General features: G+C 63.0%; 20 protein-coding genes. 13 read left to right on the top strand and 7 right to left on the bottom strand.

The genetic code is table 11. From position 1 onward, the window contains the following. The first annotated feature begins 4 nt into the window (after window positions 1–4). From ACFY68_RS06810 to ACFY68_RS06800, 3 genes are read left to right on the top strand one after another with little or no spacing between them, the layout of a single operon-like run. Window positions 5–931: an ABC transporter permease subunit gene (locus tag ACFY68_RS06810; RefSeq protein WP_346611990.1), complete on the top strand. Its 927-nt coding sequence runs from the start codon at window positions 5–7 to the stop codon at window positions 929–931. 10 nt (window positions 932–941) lie between these two features. Further along, a complete protein-coding gene (locus ACFY68_RS06805) occupies window positions 942–1,910 on the top strand; it encodes an ABC transporter ATP-binding protein (RefSeq protein ID WP_387524846.1) in 969 nt (322 codons plus the stop codon). Next, window positions 1,910–2,878, top strand: coding sequence for a peptide ABC transporter ATP-binding protein (locus tag ACFY68_RS06800; RefSeq protein WP_387524843.1), 969 nt, complete (start codon window positions 1,910–1,912; stop codon window positions 2,876–2,878). The genes ACFY68_RS06805 and ACFY68_RS06800 overlap by 1 nt, the downstream gene beginning before the upstream one ends. Before the next feature lie 190 nt (window positions 2,879–3,068). Here ACFY68_RS06800 and ACFY68_RS06795 read toward each other — a convergent pair whose 3' ends face one another. Next, complete coding sequence (locus ACFY68_RS06795) at window positions 3,069–3,956, bottom strand: hypothetical protein (protein WP_387524840.1); 888 nt, start codon at window positions 3,954–3,956, stop codon at window positions 3,069–3,071. Between the two features lie 225 nt (window positions 3,957–4,181). Here ACFY68_RS06795 and ACFY68_RS06790 point away from each other — a divergent pair, with 225 nt between their 5' ends. The 4 genes from ACFY68_RS06790 (at window position 4,182) to ACFY68_RS06775 (ending at window position 7,969) form a co-directional block, all read left to right on the top strand. Continuing rightward, on the top strand, window positions 4,182–4,991 hold the full coding sequence (locus ACFY68_RS06790) for a helix-turn-helix domain-containing protein (RefSeq protein ID WP_387524837.1): 810 nt from the start codon (window positions 4,182–4,184) through the stop codon (window positions 4,989–4,991). 65 nt (window positions 4,992–5,056) lie between these two features. Beyond that, window positions 5,057–6,463: an NAD(P)/FAD-dependent oxidoreductase gene (locus ACFY68_RS06785; protein WP_387524834.1), complete on the top strand. Its 1,407-nt coding sequence runs from the start codon at window positions 5,057–5,059 to the stop codon at window positions 6,461–6,463. A gap of 32 nt (window positions 6,464–6,495) precedes the next feature. Beyond that, window positions 6,496–6,837: a cupin domain-containing protein gene (locus ACFY68_RS06780; protein ID WP_346611997.1), complete on the top strand. Its 342-nt coding sequence runs from the start codon at window positions 6,496–6,498 to the stop codon at window positions 6,835–6,837. Between the two features lie 52 nt (window positions 6,838–6,889). Next, window positions 6,890–7,969 carry a polyamine ABC transporter substrate-binding protein gene (locus ACFY68_RS06775; RefSeq protein ID WP_387524831.1) on the top strand — a complete coding sequence of 360 codons (1,080 nt, stop codon included), beginning with the start codon at window positions 6,890–6,892 and terminating at the stop codon, window positions 7,967–7,969. A 152-nt stretch (window positions 7,970–8,121) separates the two neighbouring features. On the opposite strand, the gene ACFY68_RS06770 is transcribed toward ACFY68_RS06775, so the two are convergent. After that, window positions 8,122–9,705 (bottom strand): peptide chain release factor 3, encoded by a 1,584-nt coding sequence (locus tag ACFY68_RS06770; RefSeq protein ID WP_387524828.1) that lies wholly within the window; start codon window positions 9,703–9,705, stop codon window positions 8,122–8,124. Window positions 9,706–10,181: 476 nt separating this feature from the next. Here ACFY68_RS06770 and ACFY68_RS06765 point away from each other — a divergent pair, with 476 nt between their 5' ends. From ACFY68_RS06765 to ACFY68_RS06750, 4 genes are read left to right on the top strand one after another with little or no spacing between them, the layout of a single operon-like run. Further along, window positions 10,182–10,895 (top strand): ABC transporter permease, encoded by a 714-nt coding sequence (locus ACFY68_RS06765; protein ID WP_387524825.1) that lies wholly within the window; start codon window positions 10,182–10,184, stop codon window positions 10,893–10,895. Between the two features lie 12 nt (window positions 10,896–10,907). Beyond that, window positions 10,908–11,819: a glycine betaine ABC transporter substrate-binding protein gene (locus ACFY68_RS06760; protein ID WP_387524822.1), complete on the top strand. Its 912-nt coding sequence runs from the start codon at window positions 10,908–10,910 to the stop codon at window positions 11,817–11,819. Then, window positions 11,816–12,469: an ABC transporter permease gene (locus tag ACFY68_RS06755; protein WP_008090677.1), complete on the top strand. Its 654-nt coding sequence runs from the start codon at window positions 11,816–11,818 to the stop codon at window positions 12,467–12,469. The genes ACFY68_RS06760 and ACFY68_RS06755 overlap by 4 nt, the downstream gene beginning before the upstream one ends. Next, window positions 12,466–13,623, top strand: a complete 1,158-nt coding sequence (locus tag ACFY68_RS06750; protein ID WP_346612002.1) for an ABC transporter ATP-binding protein — start codon at window positions 12,466–12,468, stop codon at window positions 13,621–13,623. The genes ACFY68_RS06755 and ACFY68_RS06750 overlap by 4 nt, the downstream gene beginning before the upstream one ends. A 120-nt stretch (window positions 13,624–13,743) precedes the next feature. On the opposite strand, the gene ACFY68_RS06745 is transcribed toward ACFY68_RS06750, so the two are convergent. The 3 genes from ACFY68_RS06745 to ACFY68_RS06735 all read right to left on the bottom strand — a co-directional run bounded on the left by ACFY68_RS06745 (window position 13,744) and on the right by ACFY68_RS06735 (window position 17,750). After that, window positions 13,744–16,173, bottom strand: a complete 2,430-nt coding sequence (locus ACFY68_RS06745; RefSeq protein WP_387524818.1) for a TonB-dependent siderophore receptor — start codon at window positions 16,171–16,173, stop codon at window positions 13,744–13,746. A 108-nt stretch (window positions 16,174–16,281) separates the two neighbouring features. After that, window positions 16,282–17,244: a FecR family protein gene (locus ACFY68_RS06740; protein ID WP_387524815.1), complete on the bottom strand. Its 963-nt coding sequence runs from the start codon at window positions 17,242–17,244 to the stop codon at window positions 16,282–16,284. 17 nt (window positions 17,245–17,261) lie between these two features. Next, window positions 17,262–17,750, bottom strand: coding sequence for an RNA polymerase sigma factor (locus tag ACFY68_RS06735; protein WP_387524812.1), 489 nt, complete (start codon window positions 17,748–17,750; stop codon window positions 17,262–17,264). Between the two features lie 505 nt (window positions 17,751–18,255). On the opposite strand from ACFY68_RS06735, the gene ACFY68_RS06730 reads away from it, so the two are divergent. After that, window positions 18,256–19,419 carry a type III PLP-dependent enzyme gene (locus tag ACFY68_RS06730; protein WP_346612006.1) on the top strand — a complete coding sequence of 388 codons (1,164 nt, stop codon included), beginning with the start codon at window positions 18,256–18,258 and terminating at the stop codon, window positions 19,417–19,419. Window positions 19,420–19,564: 145 nt separating this feature from the next. Here the strand turns inward: ACFY68_RS06730 and ACFY68_RS06725 are convergent, their stop codons facing one another. Together ACFY68_RS06725 and ACFY68_RS06720 are read right to left on the bottom strand one after the other, a co-directional pair. Next, window positions 19,565–20,314 (bottom strand): tetratricopeptide repeat protein, encoded by a 750-nt coding sequence (locus tag ACFY68_RS06725; protein ID WP_387524808.1) that lies wholly within the window; start codon window positions 20,312–20,314, stop codon window positions 19,565–19,567. Between the two features lie 3 nt (window positions 20,315–20,317). Continuing rightward, window positions 20,318–20,998 (bottom strand): Fe2+-dependent dioxygenase, encoded by a 681-nt coding sequence (locus tag ACFY68_RS06720; RefSeq protein ID WP_387524805.1) that lies wholly within the window; start codon window positions 20,996–20,998, stop codon window positions 20,318–20,320. A 221-nt stretch (window positions 20,999–21,219) separates the two neighbouring features. Between ACFY68_RS06720 and ACFY68_RS06715 the strand changes: the two genes are divergently transcribed. Next, window positions 21,220–23,532: a TonB-dependent receptor gene (locus tag ACFY68_RS06715; protein ID WP_387524803.1), complete on the top strand. Its 2,313-nt coding sequence runs from the start codon at window positions 21,220–21,222 to the stop codon at window positions 23,530–23,532. Window positions 23,533–23,557: the final 25 nt, after the last annotated feature.

The following is a 23,557-nucleotide window of genomic DNA, read 5'->3' as shown; positions in this document are numbered from 1 at the left end:
CGCCATGACTAGCCCGATTCCGAAACCCGTCACACCGGCCAGCCCGGTGGACCAAAGCTTGCTCTACCCCTCGCCGTACAAAGAATTCTGGCACGCCTTCGCGCAAAACAAGGGTGCCGTGATGGGCCTGGCGTTCATGTGCCTGGTGGTGTTCTGCGCGCTGTTCGCGCCATGGGTCGCACCGCACAACCCGAGCGAGCAGTACCGCGACTTCCTGCTGACGCCGCCGGTGTGGCTCGAAGGCGGTACCTGGCAATTCATCCTCGGCACCGACGAGCTCGGCCGTGACCTGCTCTCGCGGCTGATCCAGGGTGCGCGGCTGTCGCTGCTGATCGGCCTGTCGTCGGTGGTGATGTCGCTGATCCCGGGCATTCTGCTGGGCCTTTTGGCCGGCTTCTTCCCGAACTTCATCGGCCCATCGATCATGCGCCTGATGGACGTGATGCTGGCGCTGCCCTCGCTGCTGCTGGCCGTGGCGATCGTCGCCATTCTCGGCCCAGGCCTGATCAACACGGTGATCGCCATCGCCATCGTCTCCTTGCCCTCGTATGTGCGCCTGACCCGCGCCGCGGTGATGGGCGAACTCAACCGCGACTACGTCACCGCCGCACGCCTGGCCGGTGCCGGGCTGCCACGGCTGATGTTCGTCACCGTGCTGCCCAACTGCATGGCGCCGCTGATCGTGCAGGCGACCCTGAGCTTCTCCTCGGCCATCCTCGACGCTGCTGCACTGGGCTTCCTGGGCTTGGGCGTGCAACCGCCGACGCCTGAATGGGGGACCATGCTGGCCTCGGCCCGTGACTACATCGAGCGCGCCTGGTGGGTGGTGAGCCTGCCCGGCCTGACCATTCTGCTCAGTGTGCTGGCCATCAACCTGATGGGCGACGGCCTGCGCGATGCGCTGGACCCGAAACTCAAGAACGCCGCCTGAGGAGAGCGCCATGTCACTGTTGCAAATCAACAACCTGAACGTGCGCTTCGGCGACGCCAACGCAGTACCGGTGGTGGACGGCCTGGACCTGGCGGTAGACGCCGGCGAGATCCTGGCCATCGTCGGCGAGTCCGGCTCCGGCAAATCGGTAACCATGATGGCCCTGATGGGCCTGATCGATGCGCCTGGGCGCATCACCGCCGATTCGCTCACCTTCGACGGCACCGACATGCTCAAGCTCAGCGGCCGCCAGCGCCGCAAGGTGGTGGGCAAGGACATCGCCATGGTCTTCCAGGACCCGATGACCGCGCTGAACCCCAGCTACACCGTGGGCTTCCAGATAGAGGAAGTGCTGCGCCAGCACCTGGGCCTCAAAGGCAAGGCGGCGCGCCAGCGGGCGCTGGAGCTGCTGAAAAAAGTCGAGATCCCAGCTGCCGAAAGCCGCCTGGACGCCTACCCGCACCAGTTGTCCGGCGGCATGAGCCAGCGCGTGGCGATCGCCATGGCAATTGCCGGCGAGCCTAAGCTGCTGATCGCCGACGAACCCACCACGGCCCTCGACGTGACCATCCAGGCGCAGATCATGGAGCTGCTGGTCAACCTGCAGAAGGAGCGCAACATGGCGCTCATCCTCATCACCCACGACCTTGCCGTGGTCGCCGAAACCGCCAAGCGGGTGTGCGTGATGTACGCCGGCCAAGCGGTGGAGGTGGGCCAGGTGCCAGAGCTGTTCGACGTACCGGCACACCCCTACAGCGAGGCGCTGCTGGCAGCGATCCCCGAACACAGCATCGGCGCCGAACGCCTGGCGACCCTGCCCGGCATCGTGCCCGGCCGCTACGACCGCCCCGCCGGCTGCCTGCTGTCGCCACGCTGCCCCTATGTGCAGGACAACTGCCGGCGCCAGCGCCCACCGCTCGCCCCTCAGGCTCATAGCCTGGTGCGTTGCTTCTACCCGCTGAACCAGGAGGTGGCGTGATGGCCGTCGTACTTACCGCACGGGAGCTGACCCGGCATTACGAAGTCTCCCGCGGGCTGTTCAAGGGCCACGCCCTGGTGCGCGCGCTCAATGGTGTTTCGTTCGAACTGGAGGCCGGCAAGACCCTGGCTGTCGTAGGCGAATCCGGCTGTGGCAAATCGACACTGGCACGCGCCCTGACCTTGATCGAAGAGCCGTCCTCAGGCTCGTTGCAGATCGACGGCACCGAGGTGACAGGCGCCAGCAAAAGCGAGCGCAAGCAGTTGCGCCGCGACGTGCAGATGGTGTTCCAGAGCCCCTATGCCTCGCTCAACCCGCGGCAGAAAATCGGCGACCAGCTGGCTGAGCCGCTGCTGATCAACACGTCGCTGAGCAAGGCCGAGCGGCGCGAGAAAGTGCAGAAGATGATGGAACAAGTCGGCCTGCGCCCGGAGCACTACCAGCGCTACCCGCACATGTTCTCGGGCGGCCAGCGCCAGCGTATCGCCTTGGCCCGGGCGATGATGCTGCAACCGAAGGTGCTGGTAGCGGACGAGCCTACTTCTGCGCTGGACGTGTCGATCCAGGCGCAGGTACTGAACCTGTTCATGGACCTGCAAAAGGAATTCAACACGGCGTATGTGTTCATTTCGCACAACCTGGCGGTGGTGCGACATGTGGCAGATCAGGTGCTGGTGATGTACCTGGGCCGGCCAGCGGAGATGGGGCCGAAGGCGGATATCTACGAGAAGCCGCTGCATCCTTATACGCAGGCATTGCTGTCGGCGACACCGGCCATTCACCCGGACCCGTTGAAGCCGAAGATCCGCATTGCAGGGGAATTGCCCAACCCGCTGAACCCTCCGGATGGGTGTGCGTTCCACAAGCGGTGCCCGTATGCGACGGAGCGGTGTGGCGTTGAAGTGCCAGCGTTCAGGCCGGTCGGCACCCGGCAAGTTGCCTGCCACTACGCAGAGCAGTTTCTCTAGACCGGTGTGAAATTCATCGCGGGCAAGCCCGCTCCTACAAGTTCAGCGCCTGTAGGAGCGGGCTTGCCCGCGATGGGCCGCATAGCGGCCCCAAGCAATCTCAATGCATGAATATCGCAATCAGGATGATCACCGGAATCGGTACCCCAAGCATCCACAGCAGTAATGAGCGCATGTTGTTTCTCCTTACTTAACGTTGAACGGTTCGACGCGCGGTGTAACCCATTTCATCCCCTTCCAGCCATTGCACATGATCACGCTGACGGCCACCGTACAGCGCCGCAAGGCTGGCAAAGAACGCACCACACAACAGCGCAACGAAGGTCCACAGCGCGGTCCATGCCGCTACCTTGGCAGCGGTATCCGCAGCTTGTTTCGCCTGCACTTTGGCTTGTTCAACCTGAGCGAACACCTGGTCGACGCGCGCCTCGGCCTCGGCCTGGCTCAGCCGTGTACGTTGCGCCACCAGTTGCGCGAGGTAAGTGCGATCGCCTTCGGCAAGGGTGCCTTCGGTGATCGACCTGGCGATGATCCGCGCCGCAACGCCGTTGGCGGCGTCATCGCTGACCGGGGCCGGGCCGTCACTGCGGAACAGGCTATCGACGAAATACCCGTTCGGGTCAGGCTTGGGTGCCACGCTTGCCGCTGCCCCCACGGCGGTTGCACCCGCCTGCACGCCTGCACCGGCCAGGCCACCGACTGTACCCACGATCAACATCGCGGCTACCAAGGTGGCCACTGCCCACGACAGGAAGCCATGGGCTGTATCGCGGAAATACACTTCGTCACCATGCAGGTTGGCCCATTTAACCCGCAACCGACCGGCAATGTAGCCACCAAGGCCGGAAGCGAGAATCTGAGTCAGCAACAGCCAGATGATCGTTGAGATGCCCAACGCCTTGGCGCTCGCGCCTTCATCGGCCCAAGGCGAGGTGGCGGCAAAGCCCAGACCCGCACCGAGCACCACGAGGATGAGTGAAAGGGACGCCGCAGCAGCGGCACCAGCAAAGATCGCTGCCCATGACACGCCTGAGCGTGACTGGGTATCGGCATACGGATAATCGGCAGAGGGGATCATGATGTGTTCGCCTTTGTTGTGAGCAACAGGTCCTAGTCGCCCTGTAACCGGTGCAGAGGCTGTGCCAGCTGTGTCAAAAAATGACTTGCTGATTAATCAATGGGTTAGGTGATAACAGCATTCCAGCATCGTGCAAAACACCCGTTTTGAGGCTTGCGGTTCAGGGTTTATGCAATGCACTGCAGGAGGCTTGCCTGCTCCACCTGCCCCCGGCACTATCTGCCCATGATCCCGATCACACTCCCCGACGGCCCCGAGCAGACACCGATCACCGCCGAAACGGTGCTGCGCTACCACTTGTGCTGGAAGCACCGCGACCTCGACGGCGTGATCGCGCTCTATCACCCCGACGTCCAGTACCACGATTTTTTCCAGAATCGCGTGCTCGGCTACCAAGCGCTGCGCGACTATGTGCGCGCCTGCCTGCCGCACGAGGCCGGCGAGGATATCGTCCACAGCGACCGCATCCGGGTCGACGGCTGCACGGCGTTCATTCAGTACCAGGTCACGGTGCAGGGTGGTGACGGCTTGGTGGCGTTCCAGTCGAGCGAGGCGATCACGGTCAAGGACGGGCTGATCTGGCGGGTCAACGAATACGCCACGCTGGTCCGCCAGAACAGCCAAGGCCTGGCCAGCAGCGGCCCACGCCCGGCAACCAGCCGCCTGGGCCTGTCGCCGCGGCAGCTGTCGACCATGGCCCAGGACCTGGAGCACTACTTTCAGCGCCAGCGGCCCTACCTGGACCCGGAGCTGGACCTGCAGCAGGTCGCCGACGCCAGTGGCTACAGCCGCAACCAGATCTCCTACCTGCTCAACCAGGTGCTCGGGCAAAGCTTCTACCGCTACGTCAACCAGGCCCGTCTGCAGCACCTGATGGCCAGCCTGAATGATGACAGCGTGGAAGCGACGATCGACGACCTGGCCTTCAGCGCCGGCTTCAATTCCCTGTCGGCGTTCTACAAGTGCTTTCGCCAACACACAGGGCTCACGCCCAAGGCCTACCTCAAGCAAATTTCCCTGCGTGCACGCACGTAGGACAGCCCTCCCCCAACGCCACTAGCATCGCCCACAGACCTTGACGGAATGTGGAGCCGAACCCGATGCAACCCCTGCGCACACTCAGCCTGTGGATGGACCAGCTCGACGAGCCGCTGTGTGCCCGCCCGGCGCTGCGCGAAGACCTGGAGGTCGACGTCTGCATCATCGGCGCGGGCTACACCGGCCTGTGGACGGCGTATTACCTCAAGCGCCAGGCCCCTCACCTGAACATTGCGGTGATCGAGGCCAACATCGCAGGCTTCGGTGCTTCTGGGCGCAACGGCGGTTGGCTGATGGGCAACCTGCTCGGCGAGGACCGCCTGCTCGCCACCCTGTCGCCGCAGCAACGCCGCGCCAGTATCGACCTGCTGCACGGCATCCCCGATGAAGTGCATGCCGTGCTGCAACGTGAAGCCATCGACTGCGACTACCGCAAAGGCGGCGTGCTGTACTGCGCCGCCCGCTACCCGGAACAGGAGCGCAGCCTGCGCGCCTACCTCGACGACCTCTACCGCCAAGGCATGACCGAGGATGACTACCGCTGGCTGCGCCCCGAACAGCTGGACGGGCAGTTGCGCGTGAGTAACGCCTACGGCGCGATCTACAGCCCGCACACCGCGACCATCCAGCCGGCCAAGCTGGTGCGTGGCCTGGCCCGAGCGGTGGAGGCGCTGGGCGTGCCGATCTACGAGAACACCCCCGCCGTCGACTGGCAGCCCGGTGAGGTACGTGCGCCACTGGCGCGCGTGCGCTGCCAGTGGATGGTGCCTGCCGTCGAGGGCTACGCCGCCAGCCTGCCGCCCCTGGGCAAGCATCAGCTGCCGGTACAGAGCTTGTTGGTGGCGACCGAACCGCTACCCGAATCGGCCTGGGAGCAGATTGGCCTTGCTCAGGGCCAGGCCTTCAGTGAAAGCAGCCGCCAGGTCACCTACGGCCAGCGCACCGCCGACAACCGCCTGGTGTTCGGCGCCCGCGGCGGCTACCGCTTCGGTGGCCGCCTGCGCGAGGACTTCACCCTCACCGAGGCCGAAGTCGAACTGCGCCGCTACTTGTTCGGCGAGCTGTTCCCGCAGCTCAAGCACGTGCGCATCACCCATTCCTGGGGCGGCAACCTGGGCATGGCGCGGCGCTTCCGCCCGCACATGCTGTGCGACCGCCAGCGCGGCATTGCCCTGGCCGGCGGCTACGGCGGCGAAGGGGTCGGCGCCACCAACCTCGGCGGGCGCACCCTGGCCGCGCTGATTCTGGGCCAGCACAACGAACTGACTGCACAACCCTGGGTGCTCGACAACCGCCCCGTGTCGAGCCTGGCCGCCTGGCCACCCGAACCCTGCCGCTGGCTCGGCTACAACGCGATCATCCAGAGCTTCGTCCACGAGGACCGGACCCTCGCCAACCCCGCCAGCGCGCCGTGGAGGCGGCGCCTGGCCAGTTCCCTCGCAGACTTCATGGAAGGCTTCATGCACTGACTTCCCTTTCACCTACACAGGATCCACCGGTCATGAGCATCACCCAGTTCAAACACACCGACAGCGCCGTGCTGGAAAGCTCCAACCCAGTCGCAGTCCCCCTCGGCGAGCCTGTTGCAGTGGCGTCGGTCACCTGCGTGGAGCGCAGCGATGGCGTCGAAACCGGCATCTGGGAATGCACACCCGGGCGCTGGCGGCGGCAGATCGTGCAACAGGAGTTCTGCCACATCATCAAGGGCCGTTGCACCTTCACCCCCGACGGCGGCGAGCCCCTCTACATAGAAGCCGGAGACGCATTGATGCTACCGGCCAACAGCATGGGTATCTGGGACATCCAGGAGACCGTGCGCAAGACTTACGTGCTGATTTTCTGATCCGCTGATCGCCTGCCTTCGATAACAACAGACAAAGCAAGGTAAACCCGACATGCGCACCCTCCTTCTCGCACCCCTGATGCTGGCTGCCAGCGTGGCCAGCGCCGCTGATACGGTAAAAATCTACAACTGGTCCAGCTACGTCGCCCCCGACACCCTGAAGAACTTCCAGCAAGCCACCGGCATCGTGCCGACCTACGACGTGTACGACAGCAACGAAACCCTCGACGGCAAGCTGATGACCGGCAACTCCGGCTACGACGTGGTGTTCCCCTCCAACCACTTCATGGCCCGGCAGGTCCAAGGCAAGGCGCTGAAGCGGCTGGACAAATCGCAGCTGCCCAACTGGCACAACCTCAACCCGGTGCTGCTCAAGGCGCTGGAAGTTAACGACCCGGGCAACCAGTACGGTTTCCCTTACCTGTGGGGCAGCACCGGCATCGGCTACAACATCGACAAGGTCAAGGCGGTGCTGGGCGACAACGCGCCGGTGGGCTCGTGGGACCTGATCTTCAAGCCCGAGTACATGAGCAAGCTGAAAAGCTGTGGGGTAGCGGTGCTGGACAACGGCCCCGAGCTGCTGCCGATCGCCCTGCATTACCTGGGCTTGCCGCATCATAGCCAGGACCCGAAGGATTATCAGAAGGCCAAGGATTTGCTGATGAAGGTGCGGCCGTACATCAGCTACTTCCATTCATCCAAGTACACGGGTGACCTGGCCAATGGCGATATCTGCGTGGTGGTCGGTTTCTCGGGTGACGTGCTGCAGGCGAAAAACCGCGCCGATGAAGCGAAGAACGGCGTGAAGGTGGGGTACTCGATTCCCAAGGAAGGCGCGCCGATGTGGTTCGACATGGTCGCCATGCCGGCCGATGCGCCGGATGAGAAGGCGGGGTATGCCTACATGAACTACCTGCTGCAGCCGGAGGTGATGGCCAACATCAGCAACCATGTGCAGTACGCCAACGGCAACCTCAAGGCTGACAGCCTGGTGGACCCGGCGATGAAGGGCAATACGATGATCTACCCCAGTGACGAGGTGATGGGCAAGTTGTATGCGCTGGAGGCGATGCCGGCGAAGATCGACCGCATTCGCACCCGGATCTGGACCAGTATCAAAGCCGGGAACTGAGCCCCGTGTAGTTTTCACTGGCCTCATCGCCGGCAAGCCAGCCCCACAAGGATATGCACAGCCCTGCAGGCTTGTGCAGTTCCTGTGGGAGCTGGCTTGCCGGCGATGAGGCCAGATCAGACAACACAACTGCCTGATCTGGCTTCTGAGGATCAGTGGTGCTCGCGGGTCGCGCGGAACTTGACGTCCGGCCAGCGCTCTTCCATCAGCGACAGGTTGACCCGGGTCGGGGCCAGGTAGGTCAGGTGCCCGCCACCGTCGATGGCCAGGTTTTCCATGGCCTTGACCTGGAATTCCTCAAGCTTCTTCTTGTCATCGCAGCTGATCCAGCGCGCCGACCAGACGGTGATTGGCTCGTAGGCACACTCCACCTTGTACTCTTCCTTCAGGCGGCTGGCGACCACGTCGAACTGCAGCACACCGACCGCACCCAGGATGATGTCGTTGCTGCGCTCCGGGAAGAACACCTGGGTGGCGCCTTCCTCGGCCAGTTGCTGCAGGCCCTGGCGCAGTTGCTTGGACTTGAGCGGGTCTTTCAGGCGCACGCGGCGGAACAGTTCCGGAGCGAAGTGCGGAATACCGGTGAAGCCCAGCGCTTCGCCTTCGGTGAAGGTGTCGCCGATCTGGATGGTGCCGTGGTTGTGCAGGCCGATGATGTCGCCGGCGTAGGCTTCTTCGAGCTGCTCACGCTCGGACGAGAAGAACGTCAGGGCGTCACCGATGCGCAGGTCCTTGCCCGTACGCACGTGGCGCATCTTCATGCCCTTCTCGTACTTGCCCGAGCAGATGCGCATGAAGGCGATGCGGTCGCGGTGTTTCGGGTCCATGTTCGCCTGGATCTTGAACACGAAGCCCGAGAACTTCTCTTCCACCGGCTCCACGGTACGCTCATGGGCAACGCGGGCCAGCGGGCGCGGGGACCAGTCGACAACAGCGTCGAGCACATGGTCGACACCGAAGTTGCCCAGGGCGGTACCGAAGAATACCGGCGTCAGCTGGCCGTTGATGAACTCGTCCTGGTCGAACTCATGGCAGGCACCCTGTACCAGCTCGAGCTGCTCGATGAAGCGATCGTATTCATCACCCAGGTGCGCACGGGCTTCATCGGAGTCGAGCTTCTCGATGATCTTGACCTCGGTACGCTCGTGGCCGTGGCCCGGGGTGTAGACGATGATGTAGTCACCGGCCAGGTGGTACACGCCCTTGAAGTCGCGGTAGCAACCGATCGGCCAGGTGATCGGCGCGGCCTTGATCTTCAGTACCGCCTCGATTTCGTCGAGCAGTTCGATCGGGTCGCGGATGTCACGGTCGAGTTTGTTGATGAAGCTGACGATGGGCGTGTCGCGCAGGCGGCAGACATCCATCAGGGCGATGGTCCGCGGCTCTACACCTTTACCGCCGTCGAGCACCATAAGCGCCGAGTCCACTGCGGTCAGGGTGCGGTAGGTGTCTTCCGAGAAGTCTTCGTGGCCGGGGGTGTCGAGCAGGTTGATCATGTGCTCGCGGTACGGGAACTGCATCACCGAGGTGGTGATGGAGATGCCGCGCTGCTTCTCCATTTCCATCCAGTCGGAAGTGGCGTGGCGGTCGGACTTGCGCGACTTCACGGTACCGGCGACGGCAATGGCCTTGCCCATCAGCAGGAGCTTCTCGGTGATGGTGGTCTTACCGGCGTCGGGGTGGGAAATAATTGCGAAAGTGCGGCGCTTCGCGACTTCGGCGGCCTGTTTGGTCATGGGAAATCGCCTGACTGGGGGATTCAAAAAGGGGCGATATCATACCTGAAGTGAGGCACTCGACCAAAGCCCAAGTCATCGGCACCTCACTGGTCCGCGAAGAGACCTGGATTGGCTCCACTAATCCTCAATAACTCGTTATTTCAGGACAAATGGCCACAGGCCAGTTATTTCAACGCCTTCAGCGCATTAAGTCGCTGTTTTCTCTCGCCAAATTTCTACCCAACCAGTGATTAACACTGGCCAAATGCCGCCCCAGATGGGAACCTTTACGCCCTCGGAGACGTCCACTCCCCTGCAACCCGCTTCGGTTAGGGACTGGTTTCATCAGCTTTTTCGGGCCCGACGGGGTTCGGCTCATGGCCTGATCGCAGCCCTCGGTTGCTTCACGCTGCTACTCGCGAACACACCACTCGCTGCCAGGTATGGCCGGCCAAAAAAAGAGTGTGCTCGCCGACAACACAAGGAGTCCGCCTGTGGCTACACGCTACGGAAAAGGGCTGTTGGGATGCGCCACCGTGCTCGTCATCCTGGCCCTGCTGATCCACTGGATCGGCATCGACACGATCGCGCGCTACCGCGACGATCTTGGGTTCTACCTGCAAGCGCACCTGGTCCTGGTGCTGGCTTCGATGGCGGCGGCGTTGGCCGTGGGCATCCCCGCCGGCATTGCGTTGAGTCGACCGCACCGGGTCGACAAAGCCGAGCGCTTCATGCAGTTCTTCAACGTTGGCAACACCATCCCCCCCTTGGCCGTTCTGGCCATCGCCCTGAGTATCCTGGGCATCGGCGCCGGGCCTGCGATCTTCGCGCTGTTTCTCGCCTCCCTCCTGCCCATCGTGCGCAACACCTACGAGGGCCTGAAAAACGTCCCCGCCTCGCTCAAGGAAGCCGCAACCGGCATTGGCATGACCCCGCGCCAGCAACTGTGGCAAGTGGAGTTGCCCAATGCCGTGCCGATCATCGTCGGCGGTGTGCGCGTGGCCCTGGCGCTGAATGTGGGTACCGCGCCGCTGGCGTTCCTGATCGGCGCCAACAGCCTGGGCAGCCTGATCTTCCCCGGCATTGCCTTGAACAACCAGCCACAGCTGTTGCTGGGCGCGGCCTGTACCGCGCTGCTGGCACTGGTGCTGGATGCCGCGGTGAGTTTCTCCAGCAAGCGCTGGCTGGAACGTGGCCTGGCCCAATAAAAGAGGGAACGTATGAAGAAGAGAATCGCCTTGCTGCTGGGCGCGGCCCTGCTGTTCGCAGGATTTGCCCAGGCCGCGGACAAACCGCTGGTACGCATCGGCGCGCGGGTGTTCACCGAACAGACCGTGCTCGCCGAAATCACCGCTCAATACCTGCGCGCTAATGGCTTCGACGTGCGCGTGACCACCGGCCTTGGCAGCAGCATCGCCCGCCAGGCCCAGGAAACCGGCCAACTCGACCTGATGTGGGAATACACCGGGGTGTCGCTGGTGTCCTATAACCACATCGACGAGCGTATGCCCAGTGCCGAGGCCACCTACGCCAAGGTCAAGGAGCTGGATGCAAAAAAAGACCTGATCTGGCTGACCCCGTCAAAATTCAGCAACACCTATGCCCTCGGCCTGCCGAAACAGGTCGCCGAGGCCTACCCGCAGATCAATTCGATCAGCGACCTCAACCAAGTGCTGCGCGACGAGAGCAAGCGTAATCACCTGGTGGCCCTGGACACCGAGTTCGCCAACCGCCCCGACGGCTTGGTCGGGCTGAAGGAGATGTACGACCTGCAAGTCGGACGCGCCAACATCCGCCAGATGGACGCGGGCCTGGTCTACACGGCCATGCACAACAACCAGGTGTTCGCTGGCCTGGTCTACACCACTGATGGCCGCCTGAGCGCGTTCAACCTCAAGCTGCTCGAGGACGACAAGCACTACTTCCCCGACTACACCGCCGCCCCGGTGGTGCGCAAGGCAGTGCTCGACGCCAACCCGCAACTGGTCGCACTGCTAAAGCCACTGGCCGAGCAGCTCGATGACGAGACCATGCGCCAGCTCAATGCCAAGGTCGATGTGGAACACCAGAGCCCAACTGCGGTGGCCGCCGCGTTCCTGAAAGAGCATCCCCTCAAGGAGGTACAGCCATGAGCCTGCTCGACACGTTCGCCCACCTCGACTGGGCCCAGGTGCTGCAACTGACCTGGCAGCACATCATGCTGGTCGGCATCGCCGTCAGCCTGGCGATCCTCGTTGGCGTACCGCTGGGCATTCTGATGACCCGCTTCCCGGCCGTGGCCGGGCCGCTGCAGGCCAGCGCCACGGTGCTGCTGACCATCCCGTCGATCGCCCTGTTCGGCCTGCTGCTGCCGTTCTACTCCAAGTTCGGCCAGGGGCTGGGGCCATTGCCTGCAATCACGGCGGTGTTCCTTTATTCGCTGCTGCCGATCCTGCGCAACACGTACCTGGCCCTGACCAACGTCGAGCCCGGCATCCGTGAAGCCGCACGCGGCATCGGCATGACCTTCGGCCAGCGCCTGCGCATGGTCGAGCTGCCCATTGCGGTGCCGGTGATCCTCGCTGGCGTGCGCACCGCCGTGGTGATGAACATCGGCGTCATGACCATTGCCGCGACCATCGGTGCCGGTGGCCTGGGCGTACTCATCCTCACTTCCATCAGCCGCAGCGACATGTCGATGCTGCTGGTCGGCGCCGTGCTGGTCAGCCTGCTGGCGATCATCGCCGACCTGCTCCTGCAAACCCTGCAACGTGCCCTGACTCCAGAAGGACTGCGCTCATGATCGAACTCAAGAACCTCAGCAAGACCTTCAACGTCAACGGCAAGGACGTAAAAGCCGTCGACTCGGTCAGCCTGACCGTCAACGAAGGCGAAATCTGCGTATTCCTCGGCCCTTCTGGCTGCGGCAAGAGCACCACGCTGAAGATGATCAACCGCCTGATCACGCCGACCTCCGGCCAGGTCTTCATCAACGGTGAAGACACCAGCGGGCTGGATGAAGTGACCCTGCGCCGCCGCATCGGTTACGTGATCCAGCAGATCGGCCTGTTCCCCAACATGACCATCGAAGAGAACATCACCGTGGTCCCGCGCCTGCTCGGCTGGGACAAGCAGCGTTGCCACGAGCGCGCCCGCGAGCTGATGAGCATGATCAAGCTTGAGCCCAAACAATACCTGCAGCGCTACCCACGTGAGCTGTCCGGTGGCCAGCAACAGCGCATCGGCGTGATCCGCGCGCTGGCGGCCGATGCTCCGGTGTTGTTGATGGACGAACCTTTCGGTGCGGTCGACCCGATCAACCGCGAGATGATCCAGAACGAGTTCTTCGAGATGCAGCGGGCGCTGAACAAGACCGTGATCATGGTCAGCCACGACATCGACGAAGCGATCAAGCTTGGCGACAAGATCGCCATCTTCCGCGCCGGCAAGCTGCTGCAGCTGGACCACCCGGACACCCTGCTGGCGCACCCGGTGGATGACTTCGTGAGCAACTTCGTCGGCCAGGACAGCACCTTGAAACGCTTGCTGTTGGTGCGTGCCGAGGATGCCGCGGACAACGCGCCGTCGGTGAGCCCGGAGACGCCGGTGAGCGATGCGCTGGAGTTGCTGGACGAGCACGACCGCCGTTATGTAGTGGTGACCGATGCGCAGAACAAGGCACTGGGCTATGTACGCCGGCGCGACATGCACCGCCAGCAAGGCACGTGCGGGGACTTCCTGCGCCAGTTCAATGCCACCGCTTCCCATGATGAGCATCTGCGCATCCTGTTGTCGCGGATGTACGAGTTCAACCGTTCGTGGTTGCCGGTGCTGGATGCCGAACAGGTGTTCCTGGGCGAGGTGACGCAGGAATCGATTGCTGCTTACCTGAGCTCGGGGAGATCGCGGGGGGCGAAGACCAGTATCGTTTCACCGGCTGAGGCGGTGGTTTCCTGACCTTTGGGGCGCTTTGCGCCCCATTCGCCGGCAAGCCGGCTCCCACAGGGACCTCCACAGGCTCAAGCCCTGCGCAGTACCTGTGGGAGCCGGCTTGCCGGCGATTGGGGCGCCGCGGTATCAGAACCCTACACTGGCCTGCACATAGAAGGTCCGCGGCTCACCTACATAAAGGCCAGCATTGTTGTCGCTGGAGCGGGTGAAGTACTGCTTGTCGAACAGGTTCTTCACCCCCGCCGCCAGCTTCAGGTTGGACAGCTTCGACCCGAAGTCATAGCCACCCCGGGCATGCCAGGTCACGTAACCCGGGATGTCGCCATACTGCCCATCGGCGCTCGGCTCGGTGATGTAGTCGCCATTGAAGCTGCCATCGGCATTGATCCCGGTACCCGGTGCGCGCTGCTTGGATTGGGCGAAGGCATCCAGGTTCCAGGTCCAGCGGTTGACCTCGTAACGCACGCCGGCGGTGGCCACCTGACGTGAATAGAACGGCAGGTCGCGGCCTTTGAAGCCAGGAATCTCGCCTTCATACGTGGCGCGGGTATAGGTGTAGCCACCGTTCACCGACAGGCCCTCCAGACGCGCGTCCAGGCCAGCCAGGTCATAACGCACCGAGGCCTCGATGCCCTGGTGCTTGGTGGCGCCCAGGTTGGTCCAGCCCACATCGTTGCTGATGTACTGCAGTTCGTCATCGAAGTCGATGTAGAACGCCGTCAGCTCCCCGGCGAACCCGCCATTGTCGTACCGCGTACCGACCTCGTAGGTCTTGGCCTTTTCCGGCTCCAGGCCATTGGCGGTGCTGTTGCCGGTGCCACCCTGGCCCAGTTGGAAGTACTGCAGGCTGCCGAACGAGGTCTCGTAGTTGGCGAATACCTTCCAGGCATCGGAGATGTGGTACATCACGCTCAACGCCGGCAACGGCTCGTTGCTGGTGATGCTGCGTTTCTTCTCGGCCACCGGGCGGTTGTTGGCGTCCAGTACCGGGCGGTCGCGCCAGTCGGTGTTGATGTGCTCGAAGCGGATGCCCGGGGTGATGGTCCAGTTGCCGACATCGATCTTGTCATCGATGTAGTAGGCGCTTGCCTCGGTACCGCCGCTGCGGTCCTGGAACACGTGGCCGTCGGAGGTGGGGGTGACGGTCGGCACGTTGTCGATCAGCGCCAGGCGGGTCGACTGCTCGCGCATGGCTTCTTTGAGGTAGCGGTAGCCGACGCTGACTTCCTGGGTGGTCGGGCCGGCGAAGAAGATCCGCGACAGCCGCGGCTCGATGGCGAAGGTGTGGTAGTTGCGCGGGTACGACGACAGGGTCCTCATGTCACGCGAGGCGATGGCGCTGCCGCGGAAACTGTCGGTGTAATAGGTCAGCACTTCGAACTGGGTGGCGTCGTCGAGCTGGCGCTGCCACTTGAACGACACGTCCTTGCGCCGGCCAGCGAAGTAGTCGTAGTCGCGCAGCGACTGGTATGGGTTGCTGTCGTATTGCGCCTGGGTCAGGCCGCCCGGCATGTCGGCACGGCCATCGTAGTAATGGAAGTTGAGCCAGAACTCGTCGACGTCGGTGGGTGCCCAGTGGGTCTTGAGGATGACGTCGTCGATGTCGTTACCATTGTTGCTCTCACGGTAGCCGTTGCCGTTCACGCCGGTGTACAGCAGCGCCACGCCCATGCCGTTGTCGGCAGTACCGCCGACGAAGGCAGATTCGGTGTGCTTCCAGCCCCCACGCTGCGAGGTTTCCAGGGTGGTGGACAGCTCTGCCGAGGCTTTCTCCGGGATCGCCCGGGTGACGAAGTTGATCACCCCGCCGACGTTTTGCGGGCCATAGCGCACGGAGCCTGCCCCCCGTACCACATCGATGCTGTCGAGGTTGCCCGAGGAGATCGGCGCCATCGACAACTGCGGCTGGCCATAAGGGGCGAAGGCGGCCGGGATGCCATCGATCAGCACCGTCGAGCGCGGCGACAGGCGCGACGTCAGGCCGCGCACGCCAACGTTCAGCGACAGGTCGCTGCCACCGGTACCGTTGGAGTCCTGCACCTGCACGCCCGGGATGCCGCGCAGTACATCGCGCACGTTCATCGCGCCCTGCTCCACCATGGCTTCCCGACGCACCACGGTGCGCGCGCCGGGGTGGTTCTGCACCACCGCCTGGTCGGCGTCGCCCAGCCAGTCGCCGACCACTTTGATGTCGGTGGGCGCCAGCTCCAGGCTACCGCTGCCCAGGTCCAGGGTGGTCGGCAACGGCTTTACCACCACGGTGTCCTGGGACATCTCGAACGTCAGCCCACTGCCTTGCAGCAACTGTTGTAGCGCCTGCACCGGCGCCAGCGTGCCGGACACCGCCGGGGCCTGTTTGCCGGCCACCAGTTCAGGGCTGTAGAACAGCTGCAGGTTGGTCTGCTGGCCCAGTTGGCTCAGCGCCGAGGCCAATGGTTGGGCCTGGATGTGGATTGCGCTGCCAGCCTGTTCGGCGTGGCTGTTGACGGCCACGGCAGCGACCGCAAGGGCCAGCGCCAGGGCGCGCAAGCGTGGCAGAGGTTTGTTGTTGTTCACGTCGTCAAGGCATCCTGAAGTTCGGGATAAACGCCAACCGCATGCAAATGGAAATGCTTGGCAGTTGCAGCTGGCGAGGAAGACGAACGAGCTGAAAAAAACCTGAATCTATTTCGCGATTATTTCGCGAGAACCGTCTTCATGGCTTTTAACGGCTACCGGCAGGATGCTCGGCAGGGCGCGTAACAGGGCATCGGTGTCGTCGGTGCTGAAGGTACTGGACAGGCGCAGCTGCGCTACCTTGCCGGGGGCTACACGCAGCGGCTGGGTGCGGTAGCGCGAAACTTCGGCCACCACGTCGGCCAGGGTGGCGTTGTCGAACACGAGCTTGCCCTGGCGCCAGGCGGTCAGCGCAGCGGTATCCACCGCATGAGGCGCTGCCACGTTGCCTTGTGCATCTATATGCGCACCCAGGCCTGCGGTCAGTTGCGCCAGCGAAGCGTCCTTGCCCTGCACACGAACCGAACCCTGCTCCACCGCTACACGGGTGGCGGCCGGGTCCAACCGCACATCGAAGCGGGTGCCCGTGACGGTCACGCTGCCCTGAGCGGTATCGACCACGAATGGCCGCCCGCTGTCGTGGGCGACGGTGAACATCACTTCGCCGGCATCCAGCTGAATATGCCGGCGGCCCCTACTGAAATCGACCTGCAGCTGGCTACCGCCGTTGAGCTCCAACCGCGAGCCGTCCGGTAATTCGACCTGGCGGCGCTCGGCAAAGGCTGTCTGCAGGTGGTCTTGGTGGTTAAGCTGCTGGTGTTGCCAGCCAGCCCAGCCCAGCCCCAGGGCAAGCACTGCGATACCGGCCGCCAAGGCCTGGCGCACCAAGCGCCGCCGTGGCAATTGCTGCACGGGCTCGGGCTGGCACAACGCATCCAGGCGCTGGCGTGGAATTAAGCCAGCGGCGCGCCACAGGTTGGCGAGCTGCTGGTATTCCTCACGGTGTTGCGGGTCAGCCTCCTGCCAGGCGCGCAGCTGTGCCTGCAGCCCGGCATCCCCCGGAGCGTCCTGCATGCGGGCGAACCATTCGGCCGCCTGCTCGCGGACGGTATGGGGACCGTGCTGTTTCATGGGGAAGGTCTCCTGACTCATGGTGCCGACACATCCAGGTGCTCTCGCAGATGTCGGAGCGTGCGGATCATATACTTTTCGACCATGTTCTTGGTCAAACCCATGCGCTCGGCGATCTCGGCCTGGGTCAAACCTTCGAGCTTCTGCCAGATGAACACCCGGCGGCAGTTCAGAGGCAACTCGGCCAGCGCCCGTTCGACACTGTCGGCCAGTTCCAGGGCGTGCACATAGGCCTCCGGGTCGCCGCCGCTGGTGGCGCCTTCATCGAAAGCTTCCAGCTCCAGCGCCTGGCGCCGGTCCTCACGGCGAAAACCGTCCACTGCAATGTTGCGTGCGGTCTGGTGAAGGTAGGCGCGTGGCTGCTCTACCTGCTCGCGCGGGTTTTCCAGCACCCTGACAAAGGCATCGTGGGTGAGGTCCTCGGCCTGCTGACGACTGCGCAGCTTGCGCGTCCAGGTGCCGATCAGCTCATGGTAATGGTCGAGGAAGCCTTTGTGTCCAGACACGGTCGGGTTCGTCAGGGAGGCAGAGAAGGGTGCGAATAGTAATGTTTCTCATCAAAATCGGCAAATCCGCCAGTCGGTAGCAAAAAAAATTTGCTGACTTCCTGCACCGACGTGCCAGAAAAATGTGGCCATAAATATGAACACCACTGGCCCCATCGCGGGCAAGCCCGCTCCTACAGCAATAGCGCAGTCCCTGTAGGAGCGGGCTTGCCCGCGATAGGGTCGACAGGGTCTATTCCACAATTTTTTACGCTTGCGAACTCTGGGGGAACATCTGCCGGTCACACGAGTCGTTTATTCAAACGATAGGGCCGCAATCCACGACGAACACCGCCGGATTGCCTGTTGATCTTGCTTTCTTCACGCCCTAAAGTGCGCGCCGAACGTCCATGCTGGAAACGATCCATCCGGCTCAAGTACTGAGTAGGCGAACCAAAGTGGGGATACGGAGGACGTTCAGTTTGCAGCCACTTATCTTTTCAGTTTGCCCATGGAGTCCCTGAGCATGTCGATCCAGGTCGAAGACTATTTCGCACGCGACACCTTCCAGAAAATGAAGGCGTTCGCCGACAAGCAAGAAACCCCGTTCGTACTCATCGATACCCAGATGATCAGCCAGGCCTATGACGACCTGCGCGCCGGTTTCGAATTTGCCAAGGTCTACTACGCGGTCAAGGCCAACCCGGCGGTCGAGATCATCGACCTGCTGAAAGACAAAGGTTCGAGCTTCGACATCGCCTCGATCTACGAGCTGGACAAGGTAATGGGCCGCGGCGTCAGCGCCGACCGTATCAGCTACGGCAACACCATCAAGAAGTCCAAGGACATCCGCTACTTCTACGAGAAGGGCGTGCGCCTGTATGCCACCGACTCGGAAGCCGACCTGCGCAACATCGCCAAGGCCGCACCGGGCTCCAAGGTTTACGTGCGTATCCTCACCGAAGGCTCCACCACGGCCGACTGGCCGCTGTCCCGCAAGTTCGGCTGCCAGACCGACATGGCCATGGACCTGCTGATCCTCGCCCGCGACCTGGGCCTGGTGCCGTACGGTATTTCCTTCCACGTGGGTTCGCAGCAGCGTGACATCAGCGTGTGGGATGCTGCCATCGCCAAGGTCAAGGTGATCTTCGAGCGCCTGAAGGAAGAGGACGGCATCGAGCTCAAGCTGATCAACATGGGTGGCGGCTTCCCGGCCAACTACATCACCCGTACCAATAGCCTCGAGACTTACGCTGAAGAGATCATCCGCTTCCTGAAGGAAGACTTCGGTGACGACCTGCCGGAAATCATCCTCGAGCCAGGCCGTTCGCTGATCGCCAACGCCGGCATCCTGGTCAGCGAAGTGGTGCTGGTCGCACGCAAGTCGCGCACCGCGGTCGAGCGCTGGGTGTACACCGACGTGGGCAAATTCTCCGGCCTGATCGAAACCATGGACGAGTCCATCAAGTTCCCGATCTGGACCGAGAAGAAAGGCGAGATGGAAGAAGTGGTGATCGCAGGCCCTACCTGCGACAGCGCCGACATCATGTACGAGCACTACAAGTACGGCCTGCCCCTGAACCTGGCGATCGGTGACCGCCTGTACTGGCTGTCGACCGGTGCCTACACCACCAGCTACAGCGCGGTGGAATTCAACGGCTTCCCGCCGCTGAAGGCGTACTACCTGTAACGCAGAACGGGGCCGTAAGGCCCCGTTTCGTTATGCCTCTACCGGGCCCGGCAAGCCGGCTCCCACAGGGATGTGCACAGGTCTCAAGCCTTGTGCGGTACCAGTGGGAGCCGGCTTGCCGGCGATAGCGCCAGTACCGACACCATCACACTTCGCGCTGTGCTATCTCTTCGGCATACCGCGCCGCAAAGGCCATCATCACTGGCCCCGCCCCCTGCAAGGTCACCAACGCACTGCGCAGGAAATTCATGTTCCCCTCAACCCGCGCCTGCTCCAGCCACTGCCCTGCCTCGGCTAGCTGGCCACGCTCGACCAGCACCAACGCCAGGCTGAACATCCCACGGAAATCCCCCGCTTCGGCCGAGCGCCGATACCAGCGCACGGCGCGCGCCGGGCTGGGCGCCGTCGCGATACCCTGCTCAAGGTATCGACCGTACAGGTTCATCGATTTGGCATGCCCCTGCTGCGCAGCCTTCTCGTAGCACAGCAGTGCCTGCGCCTGATTGGCCGGCACCCCACGCCCAGTGGCCAGCAGGTTGCCAAGGTTATAGAGGCCCCAATCCAACCCGGCATCAGCCGCGCGGGCATAGTGAACCGCGGCCTGCGGCAAACTCACCTCGCCGCCCCAACCATGCTCCAGGCAACGCCCGAGCATGTTGTGCGCCATGGCACTGCCACCTTGTGCAGCAATACCGAACCAGCGCCGGGCGACGCCGGCATCCGCTTCGATGCCCCGGCCGTCGAGGAGGATCTGCCCGAGCAGCAACTGCGCCTCGATCACCCCCTGCCCTGCCGCCGCGAGAATCGCCTGGGCGGCCTTGCCGGGGCTTTCTTCGAGCATGGCCTTGAGACCTGCGACATCCATCACTTCTTCGCGACGCAACTGGTAAGACACGGTTCAGACCTCGGCCCAGCGGCGTAGCAGGTTGTGGTAGGTGCCGGTCAGCTGCAGCAGCGAGGGGTGCTCGGGTACATCGGCAGTCAGTTGCTGGATGGCATTGTCCATCTCGAACAGCAATACCCGCTGGCTGTCCTCGCGGACCAGGCTCTGGGTCCAGAAGAAGGCGGCATAGCGCACGCCACGGGTCACCGGGTTGACCTTGTGCAGGCTGGTGCCGGGGTACAGCACCAGGTCGCCAGCGGCCAGTTTGATCTGCTGCACGCCGTAGGTGTCCTGGATCACCAGCTCACCGCCGTCATAGCTGTCCGGGTCGCTGAGGAACAGTGTCGAAGAGAGGTCGGTACGCACCCGCTCCGGGCTGCCCTTGGGCTGACGCAGGGCGTTATCGATGTGAAAGCCGAAATTGCCACCCTCGCGGTAGCAATTGATCAACGGCGGGAACACCTTGTGTGGCAGCGCCGCCGACATGAATCGCGGCGTCTTCCACAGGCGCTCGATCAGCGCGCTGCCGATCTCCTTCGCCAGCGCATGGCCCTCTGGCAGCTGCAGATTGTGCTTGGCCTTGGCCGACTGGTACCCGGCCGTGACCTTGCCATCGGCCCAGTCGGCTTGCTCCAGGGCCTCGCGAATGCGGGCGAGCTCGTCGGCGTCGAACAAGCTGGGGATGTGAAGCAGCATGGCGGCGGCACCGTCAAGGAATGTAAAGGCGCCAATGATATTGATTCCCTTTTGCGCCGCACAAGCCCTTTCGACGCGTTAGACGTTTCAGCGCGTGTAAACCGTAAAGAGAATTTGTAAAGATTGTAAATTCCTAGTGAATGGTAACGAATCTCAATTGTTAGTTACAATCGCTTACACTATGATCCGCGGCCTTCACACCTTGGGGAAGGTCCATAATAATGCGTCCATATGTACCAGCTGCAGTGTCTTCACCTCGCCTGATCGTAACCGCCATCGGCGTCGCCCTCAGCGCATCGTCGGCCTACGCCGCCGACTCAGCCACCAGTAACGCCGTCACCCTCGACGCCACCAGCGTCAACGGCAAGGCTGAACAGGCCAGCACCGATTACAAGGTCGAGAAAGCCTCCTCGCAGAAGTACACCGCACCGTTGGTGGACACCCCACGCTCGGTTACCGTGATCCCACAGCAGGTGATCAAGGACACCAACGCCCTGAGCCTGCAGGATGCCCTGCGCACCGTACCCGGCATCACCTTTGGCGCTGGCGAAGGCGGCAACCCGCAAGGCGACCGCCCGTTCATCCGTGGCTTCGACGCCCAGGGCGACACCTACCTGGACGGCGTGCGTGATACCGGCGCGCAAACCCGTGAAATCTTCGCCATCGAATCGGTCGAAGTGGCCAAAGGCCCGAACTCGGCCATTGGCGGCCGCGGTGCGGCGGGCGGCACCATCAACCTGGTGAGCAAGCGCGCGCACCTGGGCAACTCCCTGGACGGCGCCTGGACCTGGGGCAGCGACCAGACCCAGCGTTACACCTTCGATGGCAACTACCAGTTCAGCGACACCGTTGCCGGCCGTCTCAACCTGATGACCCACGAAAGCAACGTTGCCGGCCGTGACAAGGTCAACTACGACCGTTGGGGCATTGCCCCGTCCCTGGCCTTTGGCCTGGGCACGCCGACCCGCGTCAACCTCGACTACTACCACCTGGAAAGCGACGACCTGCCGGACTCCGGCATCCCGTACACCATCCCGACCGGTGGCAGCGCCGCACGCACCTCCGCGCACCCAAGCAAGCCGTACGACGGCGGCGACAGCGACAACTTCTACGGCCTGACCGGTCGCGACTTCCGCAAGAGCCGCGTCGACATCGCGACCTTCGCCATCGAACACGACCTGACCGACTCGCTGACCGTCAAGAACACCCTGCGTCACGGCAACAGCATGCAGGACTACATCCTGACGCAGCCTGACGACAGCAAGGGCAACGTCAACAACGGCAGCCTCTGGCGTCGCGCCAACACCCGTGTTGGCAACACCGCCACCACCACCAACCAGACCGACCTGTTCGGCGAGTTCTACCTGGGCGGGATGAAGAACAGCTTCTCCACCGGTATCGAGCTGAGCCGTGAGGAAAGCAAGCGCTCGTCGTACACGGTAGACACCGACACTATTCCAGGCGGCACTGCAAACACCAACTGCACCCCGAGCATGATCGGCGCCAGCAGCGGCTACAACTGCACCTCGTTGAGCAATCCGAACCCGGACGATCCGTGGAACGGCAACATTGCGCGCAACTACGCCGGCACCGATACCAAGAGCAACACCCGCGCTATCTACGTCTTCGACACCCTCGAGCTGACGCCTGAGTGGCTGCTGAACATGGGCCTGCGCTACGACCACTTCGACACCCAGTACCGTACCTATGACGCTGCTGGCGCCACTGTGGTAAACGCCAAGGACATTGCCTCCAAGGGCCGCGACACCAGCGAATTCGTCACCGGCCAGCTGGGCCTGGTGTGGAAACCAGCCGACAACGGTAGCATCTACGTTTCCTACGCCACCTCCGCGACACCACCAGGTGCAATGCTGGGTGAAGGCACCGAAGGCAACCCGCTGGGCAACACCAGCGACCGCGCTGGCAACCTGCTGTCAAGCGACATGGAGCCAGAAGAAACCACCAACTACGAAATCGGCACCAAGTGGGACCTGCTTGACCAGCGCCTGTCCCTGGCCGCTGCGCTGTTCCGCACCGAGAAGGAAAACGCCCGCGTCCAGGTGGACACCACCAGCTACGAAAACGTTGGCGAAACCCGCGTGCAGGGCATCGAGCTGTCGGCCAGCGGCAAGCTGACCGACAAGTGGCAGGTGTTCGCCGGCTACACCTACATGCAGGCTCGCCAGATCGACGGCGGCCCGCTGGGCAAGGCCAACGACGGCAACCAGCTGCCGAACACGCCGAATAACAGTGCAAGCCTGTGGACCACTTACTCGATCACGCCGAAGCTGACCGTCGGTGGCGGCGCCTTCTACGTGGATGACGTCTATGGCAGCGTGGCCAACACCACCATGGTCGACAGCTACGTACGCTACGACGCCATGGCAGCCTACAAGCTGACCAAGAACGTCGACCTGCAGCTGAACGTGCAGAACCTGACCAACGAGGTGTACTACGACAAGGCGTTCTCCACCCACTTCGCCAACCAGGCGGCGGGCCGGACCGCATTGCTGACCACCAGCGTCCACTTCTGAAGCAGCACCCCCAAGCCCCGTTCAT

It is taken from the genome of Pseudomonas sp. NPDC012596 (genome assembly GCF_042902325.1).
In the GTDB taxonomy this organism is placed as follows: Bacteria; Pseudomonadota; Gammaproteobacteria; order Pseudomonadales; family Pseudomonadaceae; genus Aquipseudomonas.
This window is presented reverse-complemented; position numbering and strand designations above follow the sequence as displayed.